We start from the raw sequence: 26,623 nt of genomic DNA, 5'->3' as shown, positions 1-26,623 counted from the left end.
CGTGACATCATTCGCTCTCCTCATACGGCGTACGCGTAGCAGGCTTCAACTCGATAGCTTTCGCATTCGCCGCAGGCCGGAAAGTAAAGGTCGACGCAGGAAACTCGGGATTGAGTTTCCAGTGATAGGTCACGACGTGTCGTGGACGTGCGTCCTGGGTTGTATCGACAATCTCCATGCGGCACGGCAACTGACGTGTTCCGCTCTGGATCCAGAGCTCCCAGTCGGCGCCGTCCTGCTGATACGCGTAGTGATTGCACCAGCGCGTATCCACGCGCTCCAGCCCGATGAAAAGCGCCGACGTCAATGTGTTGTCATCGACCTTGCCGTCGCCCCAGTAAAACAAATCTGCAAGCGGGGTATCAATGTTGTAAGTCGTCGATAACTCGCGCACCAGCAGGTCGATCGTGGCCGGCGCGGGGTTCTTCGAGTAGTAGCCTTCCACCGTATTGAAGATGGTGAATGTCCTGCCGTCGTAGATCAGCCCCTTGGGACTGCGACTTCCTGTGATATCCACCCTGAGACGATTCGGCCGCTCGACCTTCAGATCCGTTTCATGAAGAAACGCAACGGTCTGTCCGCTGTCGAGAACGGCATCGGTAGCAGATGTCGCGGTCACATCGAAGCGGCTCAGTGAACGCAGATAGCGTCCCATGGACGACAACGCATCGATAGCTTGTTTCTGGCGCTCGGGTTGTGCAGCAGCCGCGGTTGTGGCCGCTGCGGCGCTCGCCGGGTCGGGGCTTGTTTGCGCGAATGCGCTGACCGCGCTGATGCCCAACGCGATAAGCACGCCGCGTATTGGTCGGTGATAGTGTCGTGGCACGTCGTCCCCTTATTGAAAAGTGGCGCTGATTGAAAGTTCGACCGCATTTCCCTTCGGGCGGTTACGCACTGCAAATTCATTGACCCATCGCAACGATGCCGACACAGGTGTGCTGCTCAGCTTCCCCGACCAGGTTGCCATCGGGCCGATCCCGACGGAATGCCCGCTGGTGCCGCCCGTCACGTCGGCGAGACCGCCGGTGTCGTCGCCAAGTTGCTGAATCCAGCCGCCGACTACACCAACACCCCATCCGCCCGTGAAGCGCTTGAGCGCAAGCAGGTCGAGCACGCTGATCGGCGCGTTGTGATAGTGCGTTTCGTTGTTGGCTGTATAGAACTCAACGCCGTAGTTCGCTGACAGCTCGACGTTGTGCTCGGGCAGGAGCTTCGTGTACGCGACAGTCGGAATGAACGTCCACGTGTTCAGCCCGGGATTCGCCAGGCGGTTCACGTTATAAGCCCCCGTGGGCGCATACATCTGAACGCTCAAGGCAATATGGTCGGTCTGCGTCAGGTGATAACCGGCAACCACAGGCGTGAAGAAGATGTCGGTGAACTGCGTGCCGCTGTCGTTAGGCAGCCGGCCGTTGAACGAGGAGATCGACGTGTATTGAAACGGCACGCCGAACGACGACGCGAAGTTCCACCCGCCAGCGGTGATGCCCCAGGTCTTCACTGCATTGATGATGGTGTAAGAGATGTGATAGTTGAGGCCGGCGGACACTGTGTTGCCGATCGGAATTGTTTTGGATTTTCCGAACGAACCCTCGTAATAGATGGTCGAGACGGAAAATATCCAGTCCGACGTGGGCGGCACGATGCCCATGTACGGCGCTATTTGCATACCGGTTAATGGCCGTCCCAGACCACTTTCAGTCGCGTGGGCGGCAGTCGCAATGCCGAGCACAGCAGTGGCGAACGCGACCGCCTTCAGCTTCCGGTGCACGCTTTTACGCACAGCGGCCCACTTGTTGTACGTGTCCATACTGATTCCTTCGCTAAGTGGTTTTCGCAGGCAATTACTGGACGGTATAACCGCGCCCCTGCATGCATGCGCCGTAGGCACGCCAGTACGTGTTCATCTCAGCTTGCTTATTGGCTTGTGCGTTCTGGGCCTGGGCGGCATGCTGCCGGCGGCTACGTACTCCGCCGACTACTGCCCCAGCTGTCGCACCGACGGCCGCGCCGTGCCCCGGGTCGTTGTGGTTCACGTCGCCGATGAGCGCGCCCGCCGCCGCACCGCGAGCCGCGCCGCCCACTCGCGCACCGGTGGGTCCCGGGGGCGGCGGCGGAGTGCCGGCAACGACCGCGGGATCGATGCCTGTGTTTTGCTTGGCCCAGGCGTAGCACGCGCCGTCATCCTGCGACTGCTTGCTGGCGCTTTGGCCATGCGCCGGATACACAGCGGGCTTGGCTGCAAACGCGGTGCTTGCCGTCATGGCAAGCACCGCGGTCAGGAAAATGCCTTTCATACCAACCTCAATATCGATTAGCAAAACTTACATTCTAACAAATATGGAATTCTAACAAATCCGGATGGTTGGATATCAGCCCTCCCCAGCCTTCTTCGGCTTCACGAGCTGCCACGTTCCATTCAGCACCTCGGCATTCGGTCCGTAGATGCGCATGATCAGGGTGTAGGCACCCGTCGGCGCCGGCAACCAGTTCGCCTCTTTCCCCTTGCCCGGCGACTGATGCTGGACATAAAGATCGAGCGAGCCATCCGCGCCATATTTCAGGTGCTTCGTGCGGTCGCCGATCGAATAGCGATTGATTGGATTCGCGACAAGATGGCGCCCCGGAAGGTCATACAGCGTCATCGACCAGAAGAATTTGGCGGGCGGCAGGTCTTTCTTGTCGAAGTGCAGGACATACGGCTGAGCGCCCACGAGTTGCTTGTTGTCCGCATCCACGCGATACCCGACATACACCGCTTCTTCCTTCGTATTGCCGTAGATCCCCATTGCCGCCGCGACTGCGCGTGTCGTGTAGTCGTTCTTCAGGTCGTCGCGTGAACCGAAGAGACCGAAGGAACCCGTCGTCGATTTTTCCGCGGCCGCCAATGCCTGCTTGCCATCGGTCACACCGCGTTCCAATGCTTCACGGGTTGCGGGATCAAGCTTGCTGATATCGAACGGCTTGCCTGGCGCAATCCCTATCTTCGCGAAGCGCTGCATCAGTTCTGTCTCGGACGGATTGGGCGGCTGCGCGAATTGCAATAGAAAATTCAAATAGCCGATAAAGTCGACCGATGTCGCCCTGGCCTCGTCCCACTTGGGGAAGGTCACGCTCGCGACGTCGGGTGGCGGCGTGGTGTGTTCGAAGCTGGAGAGCGGCGTCAGCTCGTACTGCTCCTGTATGCGAACGACGTGTCCGACATCCGAGGGTCCATTCAGCGCCGTACGGCCGAGCGTCAGAACGAGATCGGTCTCCGACTTGAAGACCTTGTCGATACCGGGTGGCGTCGATCCGTTCCAACGAGGGCCTGCCAACAGGTAAATGGCCAGCGCCGTTGCCGGTCGCGCGCGAGCCGACGTAAGCAAAGTTGTAGGTGTACAGGTCGATCCACTGAAACACGTAGTAGCGGTCTTCGGGAACCTTCGGGACCGACAACACCCAGGGTTCGCGGCGCAGATCCAGCCAGGCCCACGAATAGGGTGTGTCGTTGTTCGGCGTGACTATTTCCTTGTTCTGCGGCCCATACAGTTGCGAATAGTGGCGAAAGTTCCCGAATCCGCCGATATACGCCTTCGAGTTCCTGTCCTGCGTCTGCTGGTAGAGGGTCTTGTAGTTGAACAGCATGGGGTACGCATAGATGAATGCGTCCTTGGCGATAGCCTCCGTTTCCTGGGGCGTCGCGCCGGTGGGCTCCTGCTGCGCGCTCGCGGACAAAACACCTGCCAGCGTCAACGAAGTCATTAGTATTCCGAATCTCACGAGATATCCACGTTTCATGGAAGTCCTCCGTTATTTGCCGAAAGTCATGTTCAACCCGGCGAAAATAGTGAATTGCGGAACACCTTGCCCTGAATGAGCGACCGAATATTGCGGCTCTATATATGCGTTGTAGATGGTCGAGCCGCTTTTCCATGCTTTGCCGCCGCCCAGGCCAACCGGGATGTAATAGCTTCCGTGCTGCAGGTCGAACGTCCAGGTGCCGGTCGAGCGCACATACCATCCACCGGGTAAGTTAAAAATGCCGAAAGGCTGGGCCGTCAGCGACTGCACGGCCGGGCGGCTATCCTGCCCGGCAAACGAGTGTTGCCACTGGACCAGCGCGCCCAGCAACCGTTCCTTGGTCGCACTGACCGCGACTGCCGCAAGACCGCCTTGCCACTTGCCCGTTCCCAGGCTTGGGTCGGTAGCGCTCGGCATGGTGATCAGTGGTCCGACGCCTATCTGGACGCCCTCCTGAGAGAGCAGGAAGATATCGAAAAGATTGATATCGCCCAATCCGGTGTTGTATCCGCCATTGGGATCGGGACGGGCACTGACAGGCACGGTTGCGCGGAAGATCTGCGGCACGCCTATCAACCCGTTGGGCCCGATTGGAATGGTCGGGCGCAGTAACAGATCATTAGTATGGGAACTCGCACCAAATACGCTAGGTGTATAGTAATTTTGAATATTGAATGAAGCAGCCAGATTCAGCGGATTATTGCTTTTATTAGCTTCGTCCGCGGCGCTTTGCCCGAATGCCAGATTCGCCCAGACTGCCATAATGAAGCCCGGCAACGATCTACGGACGAATAGTTGCCTATGGCTGCTCATGAATTTTCCCAACGTTAATTTCACAAGATGCAGATAGCCCTTCAGCGTTAATTGAATAACGTTTTTCGGGGCACGCGAGCAGAACCGTTCCCGGCGCACCGGGAAGAGGTTTTCCATGTTTCTATCAATCTGTTTTCCGCGATATACCCACACGGAAGAACGACATGATTTAAGCGAACTGCGTGGAACGAGAAATAGCCATACGTTAGTCCTCTCAAAGACATAACAGGGCACGTTTGTCCTGTGCGGTCTGCTTTAAGCAGTGCATTAGCGGAATTACATTTGTTACGGATGCTAGCAAACGTTTTAGCGTTTGCCAATATTATTTTGTAACTGACAAAGTCCCAATCCAATCAGCCGGTATGTTTCAAAAAAACGTTAGCAAACGTTCGTGAATACCAGGTTGACTGCTCCGCGTCTTAGACAATAATCAAGTAAATTTCAAGTAATAAATTTTGCACAAAATCGGCCCCAAATCTAAAAAAAGCAGATATTGGTAATGAACTTAACCTCCGGGGCTTCCATTCCGACGGCTTGCGCAACAGTGCAATTAACTGAATTAAGCGTTATTCGCCTGACGGATCTTTCTCGGATATTCATATTCTTTTGGAAATCGAAACGGAACGTCAGAGCGTTTCAAAATGGAGATCAGGCCGCCCTGGCGAGCCCGAGTTAAAAACGAGCGGCGACGGACTGCCGTGCATTCCTGATGACACAAGGACGAGTGCACAGATGCTTTCTCAGCCCGAGAACCTTCCCAGCGTCGTACGCCGAATGACGGCGGGACAGATGCTGCTCGACGGAGCGTCGCTGGATGACGTTGCCGAGCAGCTTCATCTGTCCATGGCGACGGTGAAACGCTACAAGGCGCTGATTGACGCCGGTGGCCTGGACGCGTTGAAACAGTTGGGCGTGGGCGGACGTTCTTCCGTGCTGGATCAGCGAGCCCTTGAGTGGATATCCGCGGCGCTTCAGGGCTCGGCCAGGGATCATGGCTTCGACAGTGAGGCGTGGACCAATGCGCGGCTACGGGCACTGATTGAGTCGAGATACGGCGTCCGTTACTCCCGCGTGTACATCTGGCAGATAGCGACCAACCTTGGACTCGGGCACTTGCTGTCCAAGTCGCGTAGGTAACCCCAGGCTTCATCACCCGGCGTTTCGCCGGTCATCCGCATCCATCAACATCGCAACGAACGAGAGGATTCCCTAATGACTCACAAGACTCGCCAATACCCGTCGCAGATTTTCAGCATCAACATCCTCAAGGCAGCAATGGTTGTTTCCGCCCTGCTTGCCGCGCCGGCGTTTTCGCAGAATGCAGCCTCGGCCGCTGGTCCGGGCGGAGTGGGCGCCGCCGCCACCGCGGAAGTTCAGGCGCGTGTAGTGGGCATCGATACCGCGTCGAATAGCGTCTCGTTGCAGGGGTCAGGCGGGAGAGTCGTCGATATTGCCGTGAATCCGGAAGTGGGCGATGTCAGCAAGTTGCAGATCGGCGATATCGTCCATATCAAGTATGAAAACGCCGTGCTGATCCGTGCCACCAAGGTCGCGTCGAATGGTATTCGCGAGCGGGTCGACGAAACCGCGACCATCCCCGCGTCCGGCGGATCGACTGCGACCGCACGTCGGGTGCAAGTGCTGGCAACGGTTCAGAAGGTCGATCATGCAAAACGAACCATTACGCTTCGCGGCCCGAATAAAACAGAAACGCTGCAGGCGGGCCCCGACGTTTCGCTGAAGGGAATAAAGACCGGTGACAGCGTACACGCCGAATTTATTGAAGCGACTGCCGTGCTGGTGACACGCAACGGCGCTCCAATAAAGTAAGCGGTTGGCCGGAAAGCAGTCGTGACGCGGACCGGCCGCTCGTGCAGGGCCGTGTGTGTCCAATGCGTGACGTAAGCGACATAGGGGAGAGGAGATGGCGGCTGAAAACAAGACAGCGTCGCGTATGGCCGCGGGCAAAGCGTACCGCGAGCACATGGCCCGTTCCGCGCACGCCCGGATTGGAACGATCGACCGCGACCCGATCGAGCTGCTCGAGCAAAACAGCAGGGGACGCGTAGAACGGCTGGTCCCGCTCAGATACGGCCGGATGATGGCGTCGCCTTTTACGTTCTTCAGGGGCAGCGCGATCCTGCAGGCTAACGACCTTGGCAAGATATCGAATACGGGCCTGGTGATGCCCATCTGCGGCGATGCGCATCTGATGAACTTTGGCGGATTCGCGACGCCGGAACGCCAGCTCGTGTTCGACCTGAACGATTTCGATGAAGTCGCGCTTGGGCCCTGGGAATGGGATATCAAACGGCTGGCCGCAAGCTTCATGGTGGCCGCACGGCACATGCGCTTAAGCCGCCTGACAGGCGAGAGTCTGATCGAATCCCTGGTGACGCAGTATCAGACGCGCATGCAGGAATACGCACGATACAGCGCTCTGGAGCTTTGGTACGAGCGCATCACTTTCGACCGGATGCTCGAAACCGCCGTGACGCCGGAGCGCAGGCGCGCGTTGCGTAAAGGCATGGAAAAGGCCGCTAGCCGCACACATGACAGCATGCTTGAGAAGGTGGCGGAATTTAATGACGAGACCGACGCCTGGACTCTTCGCGACATGCCGCCGGGCATGTTCCACGTACACGGCGCCAACACGCTGTTCGAAGCCGATGATGACTGGATCAAGCTGGGGAACTGGCAGGCGTTGATCAAGGGCATGTTTGCGCAGTATGTGAAAACGCTTAGCCACGACCGCCGCGCGCTTCTTAAACATTTCACTGCGCAGGACCTGGCGTTCAAGGTAGTGGGCGTTGGCAGCGTCGGGACTCGCTGCCTGGTTCTGTTGATGATGGATGAACTCGGAAAGCCGATGTTCCTGCAGATCAAGGAGGCACGGCCCTCCGTGATCGAACAGCATTTCGATGCCGAACGGCTCGACCATGCTGGCGAGCGTGTGGTGCGCGGCCAGCGGGTAATGCAGGCCGCCAGCGACATCTTCCTTGGCTGGGCGACCGGACCATCGGGACGCCATTTCTATTTCCGGCAACTGCGGGACATGAAACTGTCGGCGAACATCGAATTATTCGATATCGACGTGCTGGAAGGTTACGCCCGGTTGTGCGGCTGGATACTCGCGCGAGCTCATGCAAAAGCGAGCGGCAAGGCTATCGAGATCAGCGCTTATCTGGGCCAGGGCACTCAATTCACCGAAGCGCTGGTCGCCTATTCAAAGAACTATGCGGATCAGGTTGAACGCGATTTCGATCTGTTCACACACGCCGTCCGAACCGGCCGGATAGTCGCCCGGACAGACGATGATATGGCCGCGGACTTCCATGTTTGAACGCCCCGGGAAGCTCGGCGGCAGCCCGTACTTTAAGGAAGCTTTATGCACATCCGATCATCGTCTTACGGCCGTATCGGCTGGCGTCAGTTAGCGGTTTGCAGCGTATTCCTGGGCTATGCCGCAGGCTCCTACGCGGCCAACCTCGGCTTCCTGATGGACACGCCGATCAGTTATATGAAACAGCGCGATCTGCAGCAACTCAACCGCGCCGCGCGAACGGCCCTGGACTCGAAGCAGGACGGTGAAGCGCTTGACTGGAACAACAACGGCACTGGAAATCCGGTTCACGTGGAGGGCACCATCACGCCGCTCAATACGCGAAAGGACGGCGACCGGAGTTGCCGGACGGTTGCCATCGTCGCGAAGGCGAAAGGCCAGACGCAAAGCTGGGCGCCGACTGCCTGCAAGGACGCCGGCCCGGATAGCAAATGGCAACTGCTTAAACAATAGGAAGCGTGATGCGCCAAGATCCCTGGGCGCTTGGGCCGGCTGAAAATTCACGCGTGGCGGGACGGCACGCGGACGACAAACGATCGGCGCGCCGGGCTGCTGATACTCAAACCCATTCCGCAACTGTGATGACATCGATTTTTAAAAACTTTGTCCTACACTGAATTCGTGTCCGAACGACCTCACCCGCGCGATTGAAGTGCGATTGAATCACGCAAAAAGCGATGTTGTAGATGCACTGCACCACGTATTTCCACAGGCAAGCCGTCTGCATCTACCGCTGCACATGCGTGCCCAGCGCGCGGGAAAGTCTTGCGGCCAGGGACGGCCAGACACATAACTCGAAGCAGAAACGCAAACAGGATCGACTATAAAAAAGCGGAGCTTTTCGTAAAGCGCAATTATCAGTTAGCGCGGTCTGACCACTTCGTATTGAAACCGTTACCAATCTTGGATGGCACATCATGCGATTACAACAACGTCTTGCTGCGGAAATGTTTGGCACGTTTTGGCTAGTACTTGGCGGTTGTGGCAGCGCAGTTCTCGCGGCCAAATTTCCCGGTACCGGAATTGGATTTGCAGGCGTCGCGCTCGCGTTCGGATTGACCGTCCTGACCATGGCCTACGCACTTGGACATATATCGGGTTGCCATTTGAATCCGGCCGTCAGCGTGGGCCTCACCGTTGCAGGCCGCTTTCCTGCCCGCGACCTGGCGCCTTATATTGTTGCGCAGGTTGTTGGCGCGACCATCGGGGCATTCGTGCTGTATCTGATTGCGTCCGGCGTGCCCGGATTCGACGTGGCTGCCAGCGGATTTGCATCGAATGGATACGGCGCGCGTTCACCCGGCGGTTATTCGATGACAGCCGCCCTGATCTGCGAAATCGTGATGACGTTTTTCTTCCTGATGGTCATTCTCGGTACCACCGACGGACGCGCCATCTCCGGTTTCGCGCCGCTGGCCATCGGGCTTTGCCTGACGCTGATTCACCTGATATCCATTCCCGTAACGAATACCTCGGTCAATCCCGCACGCTCGACCGGACCCGCGCTGTTCGCCGGTGGCGCTGCGCTGGGACAACTCTGGCTTTTCTGGATCGCGCCCATCATTGGCGCATGCATTGCGGGCGCGTTATACCCGCGGCTCTTTCCCGAGAAGGTCTCGGCGGTTGCCCCGGCACCCCTGGCTATCGACGCACCTTGACGCGGGAATGATGGGGTGGGTGCATGGGGACCTGTTGCGACGCGATCACCGGACAACGGACGCTCATGGCGTCTGCGGCTTGTCCTCGTACCGTGCAAAAACGAATGGCCCGCCTAAGCGGGCCATTCGGTTCATGCAATCAAGCCGGGCTGTAACGAATTACAGCGGCTGGATGTTCGACGCTTGCAGACCCTTCGGGCCTTGCTTCGCTTCGTAGCTTACTTTCTGGTTTTCCTGCAGTGTCTTGAAGCCTTCCGAGCGGATCTCAGAGAAATGCGCAAAGAGGTCATCGCCACCGCCGTCCGGCGTGATGAAGCCAAAACCCTTTGCATCATTAAACCACTTCACAATACCTGTTGCCATTTGCTGATTTTCCTAGAAGAGACGTAATTCCGTTTGGTAGCGCCACCGGCCGTCAATCGGCCAAGCGTTGCAGACTCCTTTTACCACGCGAAAATGTCAGTCTGCAATTGGATTCTGCCCGATGTTTCCAAAACAAAGCTCCAAAAACCGTCACGTGCGCAGTCCGGAGACGCTTGGCGCCCACAATCCGGAAGGTCAGATAATAAATAAAACATTTGATAAGACAAAGGAAAAAATCTATTTTTAGCGGTCATCGAAGGTCCTGGGAGCGCCAGTCAACTAAAAAAAAGCTGGGTACCGGCGTTTGCAGAGGCGTTTTTGTGTCGGAGGCGCTGTCAGGAGCCGCTAAGCAGCATGCAGTTCGACTGGACCGCGGATTGGAACGGGTGTCGTTTGTACCGGCGCCGGCGTTCTTCCGGCTGCCCGTGGCCCTGGAAGATGGCGCGGGCGCGTTCGCCCGGGCCGTCAGCGGTAGTAATTACTTCGACGGAGTGAAGATTGACGCCGGGGCACTCACAGTCGGTGATATATCGCATTCAAGCGCGGCGCTCGGTTGTGACCCGTTTCGGTAGCCATCGGGGTAAACCTTGGTGGGGAAGCGTAGTCGCAATGCCAGCGGCTCCAGAACGCTGCTGATCACGAGCATTGGCGGTACGGGTGCTGCGACGGGTCCCCGACGGCATACAGGCGGTTCAAGCCGCCAATGGCGCCATTTCTGCCCTCGGCGCGATTTCGCTCCCCGCATCCATCAAGGCGGGCGCGTATTCGTACTACCGGGCGAAGGGCGGCGTGACGGCCCGGACCAGCGAGCGCGGGTATTTGCGCAATTTCGTGGCCCGGCAACCCCGGTTGCGCCGACGCAACCCAGCGCTCCGTCAGGTCGATCCCACGGACACCCGGTACACCTGCTGGAACGTCGCCCGCCCCCCAAGGTCGCCTCATCCGGCTCCGCCCGACAATACTGTCGACCGACCAGCGGCCGGATTGCTGCCGCGGGCACTCCGCCCTTGTCTACCCCGCCCCCACCCGGTTCCGCGCCGGATCCCTTTATCGTCCGGAAGTGGCGCTGTACGCCGCCATTCCGCTGATTACCAGAAAAATCAGCATTCAGTAAATCGATACCCTCCACGACCGGCAAGGTGACCGGTCATTGCTCACCGAGACCGGCGCGCTGCCGGCCGTGTGGGCACGCGTATGGGGCGGACATTCGGTAAGCAGCCTGGACGGCGCGGCGAACCCCGAGTTCAACAGCTCGATTTTCGGCGCGCAAGTAGGCCATGACCTCTACTCGGACGTGACGGCGTCGGGTCATCGGAACCACTATGGTTTGTTCGTCGGCTTCGTCCGGACAGTTGGCGGTGTCGACGGCTTTGCGCCAGGTTTTTCCAATGTCGATGGCGGCCATCTGGCGGTGAACGCCTATAGCCTCGGCGGATACTGGACGCATGTCGGCTAGTCGGGCTGGTACGTGGACGCGGTGCTGATGGGATCGTCGATCACGGTGACCGTTATCGAGTCAGGCAACCGGGCGCGGGAACGCACGGTACGGCGGCGACGGGCTCCGTCGAAGGCGGCTTCCCCATGACACTAGGCGGGGCTTTGTCATCGAGCCGGAAGCGCAAATCATCTGGCAACACGTGCCCCTCAATGACTTCAACGTGACTTCAACGACGGCGTATCCCGCTTTTCGGTGCGGCGTCCGCGCTTGGCGACTTGCCTCGCTCGGGCTCATTTGCCATTTTCCATTTCCCGGCCGCGCGGTCGATCAAGACCTCGCAACGCTGCGCGTTGGCTATTGCTGCCCGAGTTTCGGCGCGTTGCAGTCGGGCGTGCCGTTACTCTTCAGAAGCGGCGTGATGCCCTGGCCTTCTGCAATCAGATAACGGCAGCCTGTTTCATGATCCGTTTCCATTTGGACGTTGATGTCCTCGGTGGTATCGCGAGTGAACCGCGGTGATGAGTAGGCACTCGAGGCCTGCTTCGGTTCAGCGTTCTGAGCATGTGCGCTGTATCCAACCAACGCTGCAAGCGATACAAGTAGCCACTTCATATTTTGTACTCCGTGATTTGCACGTCCGTGAGTCTTAGCGATATAGCACCTTAGTGTACGAGTGAATCGGCAAACGTAAAGCGCCAGTGCGCATCGGCACTAGCCCCGGAAGGGGAGAAGTCCACAAACCTAAGTCGGTCAGCGCCTCCCCGGCGGTCCTACTTCGTACCGCGCTCACGCAAATAGTTCTCGAATATTTTCAGGACCTCCGGCAAGTTTCTCCGTCCGAGGCCAATACGGAAATGCTCGTCGCCATGATCGAGAAGCGTGCTGGGAAGCAGAAGTACGCCTGTATGTTCGAGGACTTCAGCGCAGAAGCGCTCGGCTCCCCCGCGCCTCAGTCTAGGAAACGCGACCGTCCCTGCTGACGGCCGGCGCCACTCCAGGATCTCTTGATGACGTTCGAAGAACGGATCGAGGATGGCCAGGTTATTCCTGACAATCGACGTATTGCGTTCGATCAACGCGCCCGTGTTACGCACCGCAATGGCCGCGAGATACTCGCTGGGCGCGCTATTGCAGATGGTCAGGTAGTCCTTGAACGCGCTCATGGCCGCGAGCACATCGCGATCCCGGGTGGCGACCCAGCCAACGCGCAGCCCCGCCAAACCATGCGACTTCGATAAAGCCCCAAGCGATATCGCTTTCTCATAGAGATCGCAGGCCGCCGGCAAACGAGCTGCGGGATCATGCTCCAGCCCTCGATAGACCTCGTCGCTGAATAGCCAGAAACCACGTCGCCGGCAGAACTCAACAACAGCTTCAAACCGCTCGCGCTCAGGCAGATAACCGGTCGGATTGTGCGGAGCGCAGATCAGCAACGCTTTCGTTTCCGGCCTGACGAGCTTCTCCAACTCGTCGGGATCCAGGGCCCAATTCTCCGATTCGCGTGCAAGCCACGGCGACACTGAAACACCCGCCGCTTCAGCGATCGAGTAGTGCGACTGATAACCAGGCATGTGGACGATCATATGGTCGCCCGCCTTGAGCATCGAATGGACGAACGAGAAAATCGCTTCCTGAGCGCCCGTGTGCACGATCAGGTTATCGATATGGATTGATTCGTACAACGTTGCAAGTTCTCGCCGAAGTTCAGGCGCACCGGGATATTCGGTGTATCCCAGACGCAGGCTGCCAAGGCCTTCCATGGAACCGGGTTCGAGCGCAAGCAGGTCAGCGATCGACATGGATTCCGGATCGGAGCTGCACAGCAGATAGCGGGCGGTGAATTCGTGAACAGCGAAATAACGCTCGAGTTGAAACGGCGATGGAGTCATGGCTTTTTCCGGGAGAGGATTCTGTCTTTGCAGCGGGTAGCGAGGCGCGCACGTGCGACAGCCAGCGCCCGGTCCGGCAAAAAAGGCCAGTGGACGTGCACTACCAACAGGCGTAGTCTGCCTTTCGTCGATGCTTAAAAGAAGCTAACTTTCCTAATGCGAGTTAAATTTTACTAATGTTGGATTACGCCTTGCTCGATGCACTCGGAGCGGTCGTGCGCCTCGGCTCGTTCGATCGCGCCGCCCGGGAACTGAACGTGACGCCATCGGCCGTCTCACAGCGAGTGAAGCTGCTGGAGGAAAGAGTCGGAAGCGTGCTGGTGAAGCGCGGCCAGCCGTGTATTGCCACGCCTCCGGGCGCGCTGCTTTGTCGTCATATAGAACGCGTGCAGCGACTCGAAACAGAACTCGGCGGGCAGATGCCAACCTTGCCGGGCATGATCGCTGGAAAGTGGCCAACGTTTCGCATGGCGGTCAACGACGACAGCGTGGGCACCTGGTTCATCGACGCCATCTCCGGCTTCTGCGCCGAACGGGAAATGCTGCTGGATCTGGTTATCGAAGATCAGGAATACACGGCGCAACAACTCCGCGACGGCAGCGTGCAAGGCGCGGTCACCACGCAAGCCGAGCCGGTGCAGGGATGCCGCTCGACCAAGCTGGGGCGCATGCGCTACCTGCCCGTTTGCTCACCGGCGTACTTTGACCGGCACTTCAGCGCGGGGGTGACGCGCGATGCGCTGCGTCACGCGCCGCGCGTCGACTTCAGTCCGAAGGATCAGATGCAAAAGCGCTTCATGCGGCGGATCACGCGGGCGGATCTCGATCCGCCGCGCCATCTGATTCCACACGTTGCGGGCTATCTGCGGGCGTGCCTGTCTGGAATGGCGTGGGGCATGTGTCCCACGCAGATGATCGGGCCGGCACTCGCGTCGGGCGAGCTGGTTGAAATGGTGCCGGGCGCGCATATCGATGTCGATCTGTATTGGCAGAGCTGGCGTCTGTCCATCGGCTGGCTCGATGACTTCAGGGCCATGCTTCAGCAACGCGCGGCCGAGTTTCTCGACTGACATGCGTGACTGACAAGCGCGATGTAAGAGCGATTGAAGAACGCAAAAGCGCGATGCAGTCGGGCCATCTATCATGTCTCCCAACCGCAAAGGGCTCGTACCGAAGAGCCATCGGCTTCAAAGAAGGATGGCTGACATGAAAAAGCTCATCAACGACGTCTCCGAAGTCGTGCCCGACATGCTCGACGGACTCGCCGCGCTCAACCCGGGCTTGTCGTTGCTGCAGGGCAGCACGATCATCGTGCGCGCCGATGCCGAGGCGGCAGCAGCGCGCGGCGAAGTGGCCCTGATCTCCGGCGGCGGCTCGGGGCACGAACCCGCGCACGGCGGTTACGTGGGTCCCGGCATGCTCAGCGCGGCGGTCGCCGGCGAGGTCTTCACGTCGCCCTCGACCGATGCCGTCCTCGATGCCATCCGGACTGTAGCCGGTCCCGCAGGCGTGCTTCTCATCGTCAAGAACTACACGGGCGACCGGTTCAATTTCGGCCTTGCCGCGGAGATCGCGCGGGCCGAGGGCATTGCGGTGGACATGGTGATCGTCGCCGACGATGTCGCTCTTTCCGCACACGGCGAGCACGCCGGCCGGCGCGGTCTCGCCGGGACCGTGTTCGTGCACAAGGTCGCGGGCGCCGCTGCGGCCGAGGGGCGGCCGCTCAGCGAAGTAGCGCAGATTGCGCGCGACACGGCGGCATCGCTTGGCACCATGGGCGTGGCTCTTACGCCATGCACGGTGCCGGCCGCTGGCAAGCCGGGTTTCCAGCTCGCCGACGATGAAATCGAATGGGGTCTCGGCATTCACGGCGAGCCCGGCGTGGAGCGCGGCGCGCTCGAACCGGCCGCGCAGATTGTCGGGCGCCTGCTCGCGAAAATCATCGGCGATCTTGCATTGAAGCCCGATGACCGCGTCGCGTTGCTCGTGAATAATCTGGGCGGCACGCCGTCGAGCGAGCTGAGCATTGTTGCGGGATCGGCGCTGCGCACCCTTCGCGAACATCGGGTCCGGGTCGAGCGGGCATGGTCGGGCACGTTCCTGAGCGCGCTCGATATGGCCGGCATTTCCCTCACGTTATTGCGCGTGGACGATCAACGGCTCGCATGGCTCGACGCGGCTGCGCAGACCACAGCATGGCCCGCGTTGAGCGGCCGCGTCGCGCAGGCATCGGTTAAGCCGGCACCTGTCGCGCCGGTTATAGCTAGCGGCGCGCGGCTCTCGCGTGACTCGTCGTTGCGACGGGTTATCGAAGCGGTATGCGCGTGCCTTCTCGAAGCCGAACCGGTCCTGACCGAGATGGATCAGCGCGTGGGCGACGGTGATCTCGGCATCAGCCTGTCACGGGCGGCCCGCAGCATCCTTCACGAGATCAATACCTATCCCTCGGAGCACACACCGGGAGCCGTGCTGCGGACCATGTCCGCCACAATCCGGCGCGTGGTGGGCGGCACATCGGGGCCGCTCTACGCAGTTATGCTGTTGCGCGCGGCAGCGGTTATCGAACAGTCTGGCGAGTCTGCTGCCAAGGATTGGTCAGCGGCGTTCACTGCGGCTGTCGATGGCGTAACAGCGCTGGGCGGCGCGCATCCCGGCGATCGAACCATGGTCGATGCGCTGCATCCGGCGGCCGTCGCACTGCAAAGCGCGCTCGCGACATCAGGCGGTATCGATACGGACGAAGCATTGAAAGCAGCCGTCGATGCAGCGACATCAGGCGCTGCGCAAACGGCGTCGATGACCCCGCGGCTCGGACGTTCCAGTTACGTGGGCGATCGTGCGCTGGGCTTTGCAGATCCCGGTGCACACGCGGTCGGATTGTGGCTTGCCGCTATCCGCGGCGCACTGAACACTTGAACTTAAGCAACTAAAAAGGAGACGATAAAAATGGATCTGAATTTGCGCGGCAAGGTTGTCGTATTGACGGGCGCGAGCGTGGGCATCGGGCTCGCTGTCGCGGAGGCCTTCGCGGCGGAAGGCTCGAATCTGCTGCTAGCAGCGCGGCAGGAAGAACGGCTGACGGAGGCTGCTGCGCGCATCGCGCGGGAGTTCGGCGTATCGGCGGTGCCGGTCGCTTGCGACGTCGCCACGACCGAGGGCGTAGACAAGATCGTTGCTGCGGCGAGCGCGAATTTCGGCGGCGCCGATATCCTCTTCAACAACGCCGGCACGGGTAGCAACGAAACCATCATGGACGCGCCCGACGAGAAATGGCAGTCCTATTGGGACCTTCATGTGATGGCGGCCGTGCGCCTCGCGCGCGGTCTCGTACCGTTGATGAAAGCGCGTGGCGGTGGCGCGATCCTGAATAACGCGTCGATCTGCGCGACGCAGCCGCTCGGCTACGAGCCTATCTACAACGTGACGAAAGCCGCGTTGATGATGCTGTCGAAGAATCTGGCGAACGAGCTGATCAAGGACAATATCCGCGTCAACACGATCAATCCGGGGCTTGTGCTGACACCCGACTGGATCAAGACGGCCAAGGAACTGACGCGCGATTCGGGCGGCGACTGGGAAGCGCATTTGCAACACGTCGCCGACGAACACGCGCCCATTCGCCGTTTCGCTACACCCGACGAGCTGGCGAGCTTTATCGTCTTCCTATGCTCGGAGCGTGCGAGCTATAGCGTGGGATCGACTTATTTCGTCGATGGCGGGATGCTGAAGACGGTTTGAAACTCGCCCATGCGCTCAACTGTCTTTACGGCTTAACGACAAGTTGTTCTCGCGCCGGATCTCGCGAATGAGCGCGCTATGGTCGAGATCGCCGTCACCGTGATCGACCATTGAAGCGAACAGCGCATCCACAATGTGCGCCACCGGCAACTCAAGCCCGAGGGACCGTGCCCGCGCCAACGCGGTACGCGTGTCCTTCAACTGATACTTCGCGGCGCCACCGGGCGCGAACGTTTCGTCGATCATGCGTTGGCCGTGCTTGCGCAGGATCGGCGAATCGGCAAAGCCACCGGCAAGCGCTTCGATAACCTTCGCCGGGTCCGCGCCGCCACGCTCCGCGAACAATAACGCTTCAGCCACGGCAGCAATCGTGTTTGCCACGATCAACTGATTCGCAAGCTTCGTCTGCTGTCCTGTTCCGGCGGGGCCAACGCGCACCGGGCGACCCATTGCGCCAAGCAGTTCGCGCGCCGCCTCGAAGGTATCCAGTTCGCCGCCGGCCATGATCGCGAGCGTTGCATCGATCGCGCCTTGCTGGCCGCCCGATACCGGCGCGTCGAGATAACCCAAACCCCGCTCGGCGCTCGTTCGCGACTGTTCGACGGCGGTCTCCACGGGAATCGAACTCATCACGATCACCGTCGCGCCGGCGCTGAGCGCAGCCAGGACAGTCTTGTCGTGGAATACCACGGCGTCGCAGGTCGGACCATCGCTCAGCATGCAGATCAGCACGTTCGCGCCTTGAGCCGCGTCTGCTGGCGTGTCGCAAACCACGGCGCCTTTTTCAGCGAGCGCGGAAGCCTTCTCCTTCGAGCGATTCCAGGCTCGCACGCCATACCCGGCCGCCAGCAGGTTGCGCGCCATCGGCTCGCCCATCAGGCCGGTCCCCAGAAATGCAATCACCTCGTCCTTCATGCGTCACCTCGCTGTTCGGTAGTCACTATCGGCATGGTCGCCGATCCGGGACGGCGCGGCAACAACAGCGCGCCCACCCCGCCCGCACCGACCAGCGCGGCGATCAGCAGGAAGCCCGGCGTATAGCTGCCAGTGGCCGTCTTGATCAGTCCAATGAGGTAAGGACCCGCAAAACCGCTCAGGTTGCCGACTGAATTGATCAGTCCAATACCCGCTGCCGCGCCCACGCCCGTGAGTACCTGACCCGGGATAGCCCAGAACGTGATTACCGCGCTATAGACGCCGATTGCGAGCAGGATGAATCCCACGATAGTCGCCAGAGGATGATCCACAACGAGCGCAATCGCGATGGATACCGCGGCCAGAAGTGCAGCGCTGGCCACGTGAACATAGCGCTCCTGCTTGCGGTCCGAGCGCCTGCTCCAATAGAACATCGCAACGCCGGCAAGCGCGTACGGGATCGCTGTAATCAGGCCGTTTTGCAGCAGTCCGAGCTTGATCCCAAACGATTCCTGAAACGACTGGAGCACGCTGGGGAAGAAGAAGTTCATCGCGTTCGAGCCGGATGTGATGCCGAAGTAAGTCAATCCCATCGCCCAGACAACGCGGTTCTTCAGCACCGTCCGGATCTGCGCGCCGTGGCTCATGCCTTTGCCAACCGCAAGCGGCTTTGCGGCTTCCTCGGCCGCGAGCGTGCGCATGAGCCAATTGCGCTGTTCGTCGGTGAGCCAGCGCGCTTCCGACGGCCTATCGCTCAGATAAAACCAGCAGACCACCCCCAGCAAGATTGCCGGCAGACCTTCGAGCACATACATCAACCGCCAACCCGTCACGCCGATATGTTCGCCAAGCTCGATCAGGCTGACGCTCAGCGGCGCGCCGATCACCTGGGAGATCGGCACGCCGAGATAGAAACCCGCGATCACCTGCGCGCGGTACCGCGCGGGAAACCACAATGAGAGCAGATAGATGACGCCCGGAAAGAACCCCGCTTCAGCGACCCCGAGCAGCGCCCGCAGCACGACGAAATGCACGGGCGTTTGCAGCATTCCCATCACGCTCGCCACGATGCCCCACGTCACCATGATCCGCGCGATCCAGAGGCGTGCGCCGTATCGATGCATGAAAATGTTGCTCGGCACTTCGAAAATAAAATAGCCGAGAAAAAAGATGCCCGCGCCGAAACCATACAAAGTCTGACTGATGCCAATGTCCTGGTTCATTCGCAACGCGGCGAAACCTACGTTGGTCCGATCGAGAAAAGCGATGATAAAAAGCAGCGCCAGAAACGGGATCAACCTGCGCGTCACGCGGCTGATCGTCTGCTTTTCCAGATCCGAAACTGGCGTGGATAGTGTGCTCATGCGCTCACTCCTCGCGGGTCAACCGTACGCGCGACAGGGACAGCTTCGTCCTCGATATGCGCTTTTACGATGGCATCGAAGTCCGGATCGGCATGAAAACCCAGCGCGCTCGCACGCGTGGCTTCGACATGCGTCGGCCAGCTTTCCACAATACGCTGCACCTGAGCGTCCGGCACCCAATCGATCAACTCGGTCGCCGCCACACCGCCCGCGCGGGCCAGCGATTCCACCATCCCGGCAACGCTGACCGTCAGCCCCGGTAATGGCAGCGTGCGCTCGGCGCCGATGGTGGCATCGGCGAGATGCATCGCGCGCAGCATGGCGTCGAGTGCGCGACGCGGCGACGAGATATACACAACCGTGTCGGGCTTCACCGGACACACCGCGCGTTGACCATTGAGCGGTTCGCGGATGATCGAACTGACGAAGGTCGACGCGGCCTTGTTGGGTTTGCCCGGACGAACCGTGATGGTCGGCAGGCGCAGCGTGCGGCCATCGATAAAACCCCGGCGGCTGTAGTCAGCCACCAGCAATTCGCCGACCGCCTTCTGCATGCCATACGACGATTTAGGCGTGGGCGCGGTTGCATCGGTGACGACGGGCGGCAGTTCTCCGCCGAACACCGCGAAGCCGCTTGCATAGACCAGACGCGTGCGCGTGTTGCGCTCGCGCAATGCTTCGAGCAGGTTCAGCAGGCCGTACAAATTCACCTGCATGCCGAGATCGAAATCGGCCTCGGCCGCCGAACTGACGACCGCGGCGAGATGCCAGACGAGATCGACATCGCGCGTGATCTCCGCGACGGTCTCGCGGTCGTCGATATCGCCAATGCGGACTTCAATGCGGGCATCGCTGGGTACGTCTTCGCCGGGGAAGGCGTCGAAGAGAATGATCTTGCCAATCTCGCGGGGCGCTTCGCCCTCCAACTGGAACGTGCCTGCATCAAGCAGGTGACGCGCAATCCGCTTGCCGATAAAACCAGTTCCGCCGGTGATCAGGATACGCAGGGGTGAATGTGATGGCACAGGAACGTCCTCCATTGGATGAGCCGCCCGGCCTACACCGGACCCGCTCTGTCTCGTCTAACCTTTTTTGGGCGGCCGAGCCGGTTTCTCCCGGTGCCGTTAAGCTGTCGTCAGACGCGATGCATCGCGTCGTGTGAACACGTTTATAACCGCACTTCGTCGAATAAAGTGTCGCCTACATGACAGTCTCCCAATTCCCTGAGAACGGCGGCGAGCGTCCGTGGACCAACGCCGACACGCTTGCCCGACTGCGCTCATGCGTCCGCAAGGACCCGGTTCTCGCGGCGTTGCCTCTGGAGGAGATCGACTGGATGGTCGAGCGTGGGTCGGTTCGCCAACTCGACGCCGGCGACGCGATTCACAGCAAACACGCGCCGTCCGATTCGCTGTATCGCGTGCTGTCTGGGGCGGTGCGGATCAGCTCGGTGTCGGCGGAAGGACGCGAGGCGATCTTCAATTACTACGGGCGGGATGAATGGTTCGGGCAGATTGGATTGATCGATGGCGGTCCGCGCACGCATGACATTCGCGCTTGCGGACCGTGCGTGTTGCTGACGCTCGCAAGACGCGATGTGGAGGCGCTGCTGGGGCGGCGTCCGGCTTTGTATCGGGAATTTGCGCTGCTGTTGTGCGCGGTGATTCGATATTCGTTCGCGCTGGTCGAGGATCACGCGTTGCTGAGTTTGTCGGCGCGGCTCGCGAAGCATCTTGTGACGCTGGTGGATGCGTATGGGGCAGATCATCCGGCGGGACGGATTATCGACCTGCATTTGCCGCAGGAAGACTTGAGCATGCTGCTGGGCAGTAGCCGGCAGACGATGAATCGCAAGCTCGCCGAGTGGTCGCGGCTGGGGTGGATCAAGGTGCAGTACAGCCAGATCGTGGTGGTGAACCGCGAAGCCCTCGTGCAGCTTTATGAGTGAGCCGATGTTGGTGGCGCGCCGTTGCTTGCTGCACGCAAAGCTCTGGATAACTCCGGCATAACTCGGTGAAGAGCTGTGGGTGGAATCTTGATAACTCGAGTACCGAGCATCAAACGCCAGAAGTTATCCTTCGGCCACCGCCGCAGTCCCCACTTGGTACGCGAGTTACCTTTTCGTTAGAGCGTTGATCCGAAGGGAGATTGATCGCTTATCCACAGAAACGGTCGATGCTTGTTAACTATTACTATGTATACATATCAATCCATTAAAAACCATAAGGCATGGATGCGCATCGCGGGTTGATGCTGCCTTTTTTGTGAGCGCTGGGTCCGAATGTGAAGACTCGTAGCGCGTAAAAAAAGCCACCTTCGAAGTAAGGTGGCTTTTTAATCAGGGTTCGTTATTCCGGGAACGGTAGTGTGGTCTGCCCTTCGGCGCGCATGCCGAACGTGTTCAGGGTCATCGCGACCAACACGTAGTAACCGAGCAATCCGACCAGATTGATGACGACCACGTGCTCGAAGCGTGCGACGGCTGCGGCGAACGTTTTATCGGACACTCGACGGGTCTCGTATAGCTCAGTGGCAAACTCATAGATGAGCGCGTCGTCGGCGTCATCGAACGATGGCCGCTCCCCTCGGTGGATGGCGTCGGCAACCGCCTTCGGAACGCCTGCATCCAACGCGATGGGATAGTGAATGAACCACTCCCCTTGCGATTGCCATCGCGCGGCGGTGACGAGAATTGCCAGCTCAGACAAGCGCAGTGACAAGCCCGTCTTGTATCGACAAAACGCGCCAAGCCGTTGAGCGTGGTCAGCCAGTTCCGGACTATGAATCCATCCGAGGAACGGGCCGTTCAAGTTGCCGCGTGGACCGTTCAGGATGCTTTGAAGAACCGTTTTTTGTTCGTCGGTGGCGTTGGCGATATCGAAATTCGGAAGGCGATGGGTCATGGGTTATCCAGAGTTTGATTGTCACTTAGCGATCGCCCGGTGCGCCGATTTGCGGTTAATGCGCTGTCTATGGCGTCGGGTGCCGATTTGTCCGGCCGTCGCGATGAACGGTGGCGTCAGAAGCACGTGGTCTCCTGCCGCGCCGTCACTGTACCGCGCATCGGATAGACCATCTGGCCGCGCTTCATCGCTTCGGCTTTTACTATTGCGCGTAACTTCTCATCCGCGAAGACCCGCTGGACCTACAGCGCCGCCGCGCAAGCTATAGCGTGCCCATGCAGGAAGAAACCGGAGCCGTTGACAATGGTGTGTAGATCTCGTCGCTGACCGGCGTCCCGCGCCAAGTCATTCGAGCGAATGCGTATCGCCGCACCTTCGCCGCAACGAAGGCGAATCCGCCAGCATGCCGATGCACACATCCGCCAGATACTCAGCATCGCGCGGCAATACGATCGAATCCTGCTCCAGCAGCCAGTCTCGCAAGACCCCGCCGAGAAACGCATGCACGACGCTTGACGCGCGAGCCGTATCCAGGTCGCGCGGCAACTGCCCTCGTGCGATGGCGTTACGCAAAGCAAGCTCAAGCTGCTTTCTTCCATCTCGGGCGGCGTTGCGCTGTCGATCAAACACAAGATCCATGTCGCGTGTGTGCTCACACTTCGTGAACAGCACTTCGAACACACGGCGGCTGTGTGGCTCTACTACGGCCTTGCCGAGGCAGAACACCAGCAGTTGCCGTATCCTGCCTAGCGGATCGGGCTCGCCGGCATCAACCGACGCTGCGACCAGCATTTCCATTGGCAGCATGACCCGGTTCGTCATGGCGACGAATAGCGCGCCCTTGTTGCGAAAGTGTCCGTAAATCGCGCCGCGCGTGAACCCTGCCCGCACCGCGACCTCCTCCAGCGTCGTATGGGCGACGCCATGCTCGGCGAAGACCCGCTCGGCGGCGTCGAGAATCTGATTGCGCGTCTCCAGCGCCTGTTGCCGTGTGTTTTTCATCGGTTGCTGCGGCGGTGCATGGCTGACTGAAGCGCGTCGCATCTGGCGCGCGTCGGCTCGCTAGGCTGGCGCGCCCTCCCCGGCGGGGCTTTGGCCGCTCCCGCTCCCGCCGCCATGACCGTCACCACCCGGTGTCCCACCGTCGTGCTTGCCGTCGTCGTCGCCGCCGTCGTGATGAGGCATCTTGTGCGATACCTCGTCGAGCTTGTCGCCAAGCATTCGCCGTACTGCTACATAGAACACCGGAATCAGCAGCAGACCGAGGAACGTCGCAAACAGCATGCCGCCGATCACGCCGGTGCCAATCTCGTGACGCGAAGCGGCGCCTGCACCTGACGAGATAACGAGCGGGAACACGCCGAGAATGAAGGCCATCGATGTCATCAAGATCGGACGCAGTCTCAGCCGGGCCGCGGTCAGGACGGCATCGCGCAGCGTCATGCCACGTTGCTGACCCTCCACCGCGAACTCGACGATCAGGATCGCGTTTTTCGCCGCGAGACCGATCACGGTCACGAGGCCGATCTTGAAGTAGATATCGTTTGGTACTCCGAATGAGAGGCAGAACGCCAGCATGCCGAGCATGCCGAGCGGCACGACCAGCAGCACCGCAGCCGGAATCGACCAGCTTTCATACAGCGCGGCGAGACACAGGAACACCACCACGATCGACAGCAATAGCAGCGTCACCGCCGACGAGCCCGACAGCAGTTCCTGGAACGACTGCCCGGTCCAGTCCGCCGCGAAACCCGTCGGCAACTGGCGGTCCACGATATTCTGCAGCACATCGATCGCCTGCCCGGTTGAATAGCTCGGCGCAGAGTTGCCGACGATCTCGATCGCGGAGTAGCCGTTGTAGCGCGGCAGCACCGTCGGTCCGAAGCTCCATTTGGCATTCACCACGCTTGCGAGCGGCACCATGTTGTAGGGGCTGATCGACGTATTCGCGGGCGAGGGATCGGCGGGCGTCGTGAAGCCGTTCGGCGACGTGCTCGCGACGGTCGATGACGACTGGCTCGCGGTCGTGCTGGTGCCTGCGCTGTTTGTGAAAACGCTCGGCGTATACAGGTGCTGGAGTGCATCGAGTCCCATCCGGTACGGCGCATCCGCCTGGATATAGACACGCTTCACGCGCCCGCCGTAAGTGAACTGGTCGATGTAAAACGGCGCGAGCTCCATCTGGAGCGTGTTGTAGACATCGGTCAGCGTGAGGCCCATCGCCTGGGCCTGGGTCCGGTCCACCGCGATGTCCAGTTGCGGTGCGCTCGGCAGCGAGTTGGGGCGGATCCCGAACAGCACCGGGCTCTTCGCCGCACCGGCGAGCAGCGTGCCCGTCGCCTGACCAAGCTCTGCGCGCGACTGGCCTTCACGTGCCTGCAAATACATGTCGATGCCGCCGAACTGGCTGAGACCGCGGATGGTCGGCAGATTCACCGCGAAGATCTGCGCATCGGAAATGCCATGAAGGGTCTGGTTGATCTTTGGAATCAGCGTCATCGCGGTGTCATCGCGCTTGTCCCAGTCTGCCAGCTTGATGAACGACATGCCGACGTTTTCGCTCGTGCCGACAAAGCTGAAACCTTCTGGCTGGAAAATCCCCACGATTTCCTTGCTGAACGGACTGTGCGTGAGCTTGTCGCGCACCTCGGTCATCACGTGATCGGTGCTCTCCAGCGTCGAGCCGGGCGGCAGGTTGATAAGTGCGAGCGCGAAGCCCTGATCCTCGTCAGGCACGAAGCTGGTCGGCAGCTTCGTGTACAGAAAGCCAGTCAGCACCACGACGAGCACGAATGCGATCATCCAGCGCGGCGCATGCTGCACGGCACGGCCGGCATGTCCGAGATACTTTTTTGTTGTCCAGTCGAAACTACGGTCGAACCAGCGGTAGAACCAGTTCTTTTTCTCCGCGTGTTCGGGCTTCAGGATCGCCGCGCACAGCGAGGGGGTGAACGACATCGCGAGGAACGCGGAGAATCCCATCGACACCGCGATCGTCAGCGCGAACTGCGCGTAGATGATGCCGGTCGCGCCCGGCTGCAGCGCGGACGGGATGAACACGGCGGAGAGCACCACCGTGATCGCGATGATGGCGCCGGTGATCTGGCCCATCGCCTTGCGTGTCGCCGCCCTTGGCTCTAAATGCTCCTCGGTCATGATGCGTTCAACGTTTTCGATCACGACGATCGCATCGTCGACCACGATGCCGATCGCGAGCACCATGCCGAACAGGGTCAACTGGTTGAGCGTGTAGTGCAGCGCCGACAGGCCAATGAAAGTGCCGAGCAGCGCGACCGGAATCACGAGCGTCGGAATGATCGTGGCCCGCAGATTCTGCAGGAAGATCAGCATCACGAAAAACACCAGCACGATCGCCTCGACGAGCGTGCGGATCACGTCCACGATCGATGCGGTAATAAACGGCGTGGTGTCGTAGGGCACGCTCCACGTGACGCCCTCCGGCAGATCCTTCGCGAGCGCCGCCATCTCGGCTTTGACTGCCTTCGCGACCGCGAGCGCGTTGGCGCCCGGCAGCAGGAACACGGCCATGCCCCCCGCCGCCTTGCCGTTATAGACCGGCGCGAAGCCGTATGTCTGCGAGCCGAACGAAATGCGCGCCACGTCGGAGAGCTTGACCGTGGTGCCGTTGCTGTTCGCGACGACAATGATGTCCTGGAACTGCTTGAGCGACGAAAAGAGGCTGTCGCCCGTCACGTTCGCCGTAAACACCTGCCCTTTCACGGCCGGATCAGCCCCTAGCGAGCCGGCTGCGAACTGCGCATTCTGCGAGGACACGGCATTGAGCACCTGGGTCGTCGATAGCCCGTAACTCTGCAGCTTGTCGGGGTCGAGCCAGATGCGCACCGCGTACTCCGAGCCGAGCAGCGTCGTATTGCCGACCCCGTTCACACGGCCGATGTTTGGCTGGATCTGCGACGCGAGGATATCGGAGAGACGACCTGCATCGATCGCCGGATTGTCCGACTGCAGCGCGACGAACATCAGGATGTCCGGGCTCGCCTTCGCCACCACGACCCCTTGCTGCGTGACCTGCGAAGGCAGCAGCGGCTGGGCGAGCGTGACCTTGTTCTGCACCTGCACCTGCGCGATGTCCGGGTTGGTGCCGGTCGCGAACGTGAGGGTGATCTGGGTCTGCCCGTTCGAGCTCGATGTCGAACTGAAATACAGCAGGTTGTCGATGCCCGTGAGCTGCTGCTCGATCACCTGGGTCACCGTCGATTCCATCGTCTGCGCGCTCGCGCCCGGATACTGCGCCGTGACGGTCACTTCCGGCGGCGCGATGTCCGGGTACGAATCGATCCCCATGCCGTGCACGGAGATGATGCCGAAGAGGCAGATCAGGATCGCAATGACCCAGGCGAAAACGGGGCGGTTAATGAAAAAACTAGGCATGAG

Annotated in this window: 24 protein-coding genes and 1 pseudogene; 10 read left to right on the top strand and 15 right to left on the bottom strand. The window is 60.1% G+C overall.

Features of this window, described 5'->3' with window-relative positions; genetic code table 11:
- Positions 1-7 precede the first annotated feature (7 nt).
- From HB376_RS34785 to HB376_RS34765, 5 genes are all read right to left on the bottom strand, one after another.
- Positions 8-826, bottom strand: a complete 819-nt coding sequence (locus HB376_RS34785) for a DUF2092 domain-containing protein (protein ID WP_213768234.1) — start codon at positions 824-826, stop codon at positions 8-10.
- A gap of 9 nt (positions 827-835) precedes the next feature.
- Complete coding sequence (locus HB376_RS34780) at positions 836-1,810, bottom strand: transporter (protein ID WP_213768233.1); 975 nt, start codon at positions 1,808-1,810, stop codon at positions 836-838.
- A gap of 34 nt (positions 1,811-1,844) precedes the next feature.
- Entirely contained in the window at positions 1,845-2,297 is a 453-nt protein-coding gene (locus HB376_RS34775; protein ID WP_213768232.1) for a glycine zipper domain-containing protein, read from the bottom strand.
- A gap of 75 nt (positions 2,298-2,372) precedes the next feature.
- The gene (locus HB376_RS34770; RefSeq protein WP_255631739.1) at positions 2,373-3,317 is read right to left on the bottom strand and encodes a DUF1214 domain-containing protein; all 945 of its coding nucleotides are present in this window, start codon (positions 3,315-3,317) and stop codon (positions 2,373-2,375) included.
- A gap of 475 nt (positions 3,318-3,792) precedes the next feature.
- Entirely contained in the window at positions 3,793-4,713 is a 921-nt protein-coding gene (locus tag HB376_RS34765; protein ID WP_255631738.1) for a hypothetical protein, read from the bottom strand.
- Between the two features lie 615 nt (positions 4,714-5,328).
- Here HB376_RS34765 and HB376_RS34760 point away from each other — a divergent pair.
- The 5 genes from HB376_RS34760 (at position 5,329) to aqpZ (ending at position 9,597) form a co-directional block, all read left to right on the top strand.
- Positions 5,329-5,733 carry a helix-turn-helix domain-containing protein gene (locus HB376_RS34760; RefSeq protein WP_213768231.1) on the top strand — a complete coding sequence of 135 codons (405 nt, stop codon included), beginning with the start codon at positions 5,329-5,331 and terminating at the stop codon, positions 5,731-5,733.
- A gap of 75 nt (positions 5,734-5,808) precedes the next feature.
- Positions 5,809-6,426 carry a hypothetical protein gene (locus HB376_RS34755; protein WP_213768230.1) on the top strand — a complete coding sequence of 206 codons (618 nt, stop codon included), beginning with the start codon at positions 5,809-5,811 and terminating at the stop codon, positions 6,424-6,426.
- A 94-nt stretch (positions 6,427-6,520) separates the two neighbouring features.
- On the top strand, positions 6,521-7,939 hold the full coding sequence (locus HB376_RS34750) for a DUF2252 domain-containing protein (RefSeq protein ID WP_213768229.1): 1,419 nt from the start codon (positions 6,521-6,523) through the stop codon (positions 7,937-7,939).
- 45 nt (positions 7,940-7,984) lie between these two features.
- Positions 7,985-8,392: a hypothetical protein gene (locus tag HB376_RS34745; protein ID WP_213768228.1), complete on the top strand. Its 408-nt coding sequence runs from the start codon at positions 7,985-7,987 to the stop codon at positions 8,390-8,392.
- Positions 8,393-8,856: 464 nt separating this feature from the next.
- Complete coding sequence (aqpZ, locus tag HB376_RS34740) at positions 8,857-9,597, top strand: aquaporin Z (RefSeq protein ID WP_213768227.1); 741 nt, start codon at positions 8,857-8,859, stop codon at positions 9,595-9,597.
- Between the two features lie 159 nt (positions 9,598-9,756).
- Here the strand turns inward: aqpZ and HB376_RS34735 are convergent, their stop codons facing one another.
- Entirely contained in the window at positions 9,757-9,960 is a 204-nt protein-coding gene (locus HB376_RS34735) for a cold-shock protein (RefSeq protein ID WP_031362205.1), read from the bottom strand.
- A gap of 1,150 nt (positions 9,961-11,110) precedes the next feature.
- On the opposite strand from HB376_RS34735, the gene HB376_RS34730 reads away from it, so the two are divergent.
- Positions 11,111-11,416 carry an autotransporter domain-containing protein gene (locus HB376_RS34730; protein WP_213768226.1) on the top strand — a complete coding sequence of 102 codons (306 nt, stop codon included), beginning with the start codon at positions 11,111-11,113 and terminating at the stop codon, positions 11,414-11,416.
- A gap of 336 nt (positions 11,417-11,752) precedes the next feature.
- Here HB376_RS34730 and HB376_RS34725 read toward each other — a convergent pair whose 3' ends face one another.
- Together HB376_RS34725 and HB376_RS34720 are read right to left on the bottom strand one after the other, a co-directional pair.
- Positions 11,753-12,010 carry a DUF6440 family protein gene (locus tag HB376_RS34725; protein ID WP_213768225.1) on the bottom strand — a complete coding sequence of 86 codons (258 nt, stop codon included), beginning with the start codon at positions 12,008-12,010 and terminating at the stop codon, positions 11,753-11,755.
- 158 nt (positions 12,011-12,168) lie between these two features.
- Positions 12,169-13,287, bottom strand: a complete 1,119-nt coding sequence (locus HB376_RS34720) for an aminotransferase class I/II-fold pyridoxal phosphate-dependent enzyme (protein WP_213768224.1) — start codon at positions 13,285-13,287, stop codon at positions 12,169-12,171.
- A gap of 176 nt (positions 13,288-13,463) precedes the next feature.
- Here HB376_RS34720 and HB376_RS34715 point away from each other — a divergent pair, with 176 nt between their 5' ends.
- The 3 genes from HB376_RS34715 to HB376_RS34705 all read left to right on the top strand — a co-directional run bounded on the left by HB376_RS34715 (position 13,464) and on the right by HB376_RS34705 (position 17,025).
- On the top strand, positions 13,464-14,357 hold the full coding sequence (locus tag HB376_RS34715) for a LysR family transcriptional regulator ArgP (protein ID WP_213768223.1): 894 nt from the start codon (positions 13,464-13,466) through the stop codon (positions 14,355-14,357).
- 136 nt (positions 14,358-14,493) lie between these two features.
- A complete protein-coding gene (gene dhaL / locus HB376_RS34710; protein ID WP_213768222.1) occupies positions 14,494-16,203 on the top strand; it encodes a dihydroxyacetone kinase subunit DhaL in 1,710 nt (569 codons plus the stop codon).
- A 30-nt stretch (positions 16,204-16,233) separates the two neighbouring features.
- On the top strand, positions 16,234-17,025 hold the full coding sequence (locus HB376_RS34705) for an SDR family oxidoreductase (RefSeq protein ID WP_213768221.1): 792 nt from the start codon (positions 16,234-16,236) through the stop codon (positions 17,023-17,025).
- Between the two features lie 15 nt (positions 17,026-17,040).
- Here HB376_RS34705 and HB376_RS34700 read toward each other — a convergent pair whose 3' ends face one another.
- Genes HB376_RS34700 through denD form a run of 3 tightly spaced genes read right to left on the bottom strand, consistent with a single transcriptional unit; the run spans position 17,041 to position 20,311 of the window.
- Positions 17,041-17,940, bottom strand: a complete 900-nt coding sequence (locus HB376_RS34700; protein WP_213768220.1) for an NAD(P)-dependent oxidoreductase — start codon at positions 17,938-17,940, stop codon at positions 17,041-17,043.
- Positions 17,937-19,304 (bottom strand): MFS transporter, encoded by a 1,368-nt coding sequence (locus HB376_RS34695; protein WP_213768219.1) that lies wholly within the window; start codon positions 19,302-19,304, stop codon positions 17,937-17,939. Before HB376_RS34695 ends, HB376_RS34700 begins: the two co-directional genes overlap by 4 nt.
- The gene (gene denD / locus HB376_RS34690) at positions 19,301-20,311 is read right to left on the bottom strand and encodes a D-erythronate dehydrogenase (protein ID WP_213768253.1); all 1,011 of its coding nucleotides are present in this window, start codon (positions 20,309-20,311) and stop codon (positions 19,301-19,303) included. Before denD ends, HB376_RS34695 begins: the two co-directional genes overlap by 4 nt.
- 197 nt (positions 20,312-20,508) lie before the next feature.
- Between denD and HB376_RS34685 the strand changes: the two genes are divergently transcribed.
- Entirely contained in the window at positions 20,509-21,252 is a 744-nt protein-coding gene (locus HB376_RS34685) for a Crp/Fnr family transcriptional regulator (RefSeq protein WP_213768218.1), read from the top strand.
- A gap of 400 nt (positions 21,253-21,652) precedes the next feature.
- Here HB376_RS34685 and HB376_RS34680 read toward each other — a convergent pair whose 3' ends face one another.
- The 4 genes and pseudogenes from HB376_RS34680 to HB376_RS34665 all read right to left on the bottom strand — a co-directional run bounded on the left by HB376_RS34680 (position 21,653) and on the right by HB376_RS34665 (position 26,620).
- Entirely contained in the window at positions 21,653-22,207 is a 555-nt protein-coding gene (locus HB376_RS34680) for a carboxymuconolactone decarboxylase family protein (protein WP_213768217.1), read from the bottom strand.
- Positions 22,204-22,515: pseudogene (locus tag HB376_RS34675) on the bottom strand (hypothetical protein); the annotation flags it as partial. The gene HB376_RS34680 and the pseudogene HB376_RS34675, both read right to left, overlap by 4 nt.
- A 37-nt stretch (positions 22,516-22,552) precedes the next feature.
- Positions 22,553-23,209: a TetR family transcriptional regulator gene (locus HB376_RS34670; protein ID WP_213768216.1), complete on the bottom strand. Its 657-nt coding sequence runs from the start codon at positions 23,207-23,209 to the stop codon at positions 22,553-22,555.
- A gap of 60 nt (positions 23,210-23,269) precedes the next feature.
- Complete coding sequence (locus HB376_RS34665) at positions 23,270-26,620, bottom strand: efflux RND transporter permease subunit (protein WP_213768215.1); 3,351 nt, start codon at positions 26,618-26,620, stop codon at positions 23,270-23,272.
- Between the last annotated feature and the right edge of the window lie 3 nt (positions 26,621-26,623).

Source organism: Caballeronia sp. dw_19 (assembly GCF_018449515.1).
Classification (GTDB): domain Bacteria; phylum Pseudomonadota; class Gammaproteobacteria; order Burkholderiales; family Burkholderiaceae; genus Caballeronia.
Note: the sequence above shows the minus strand (reverse complement) of the source record. Positions and strands in the feature narration are given on the sequence as shown.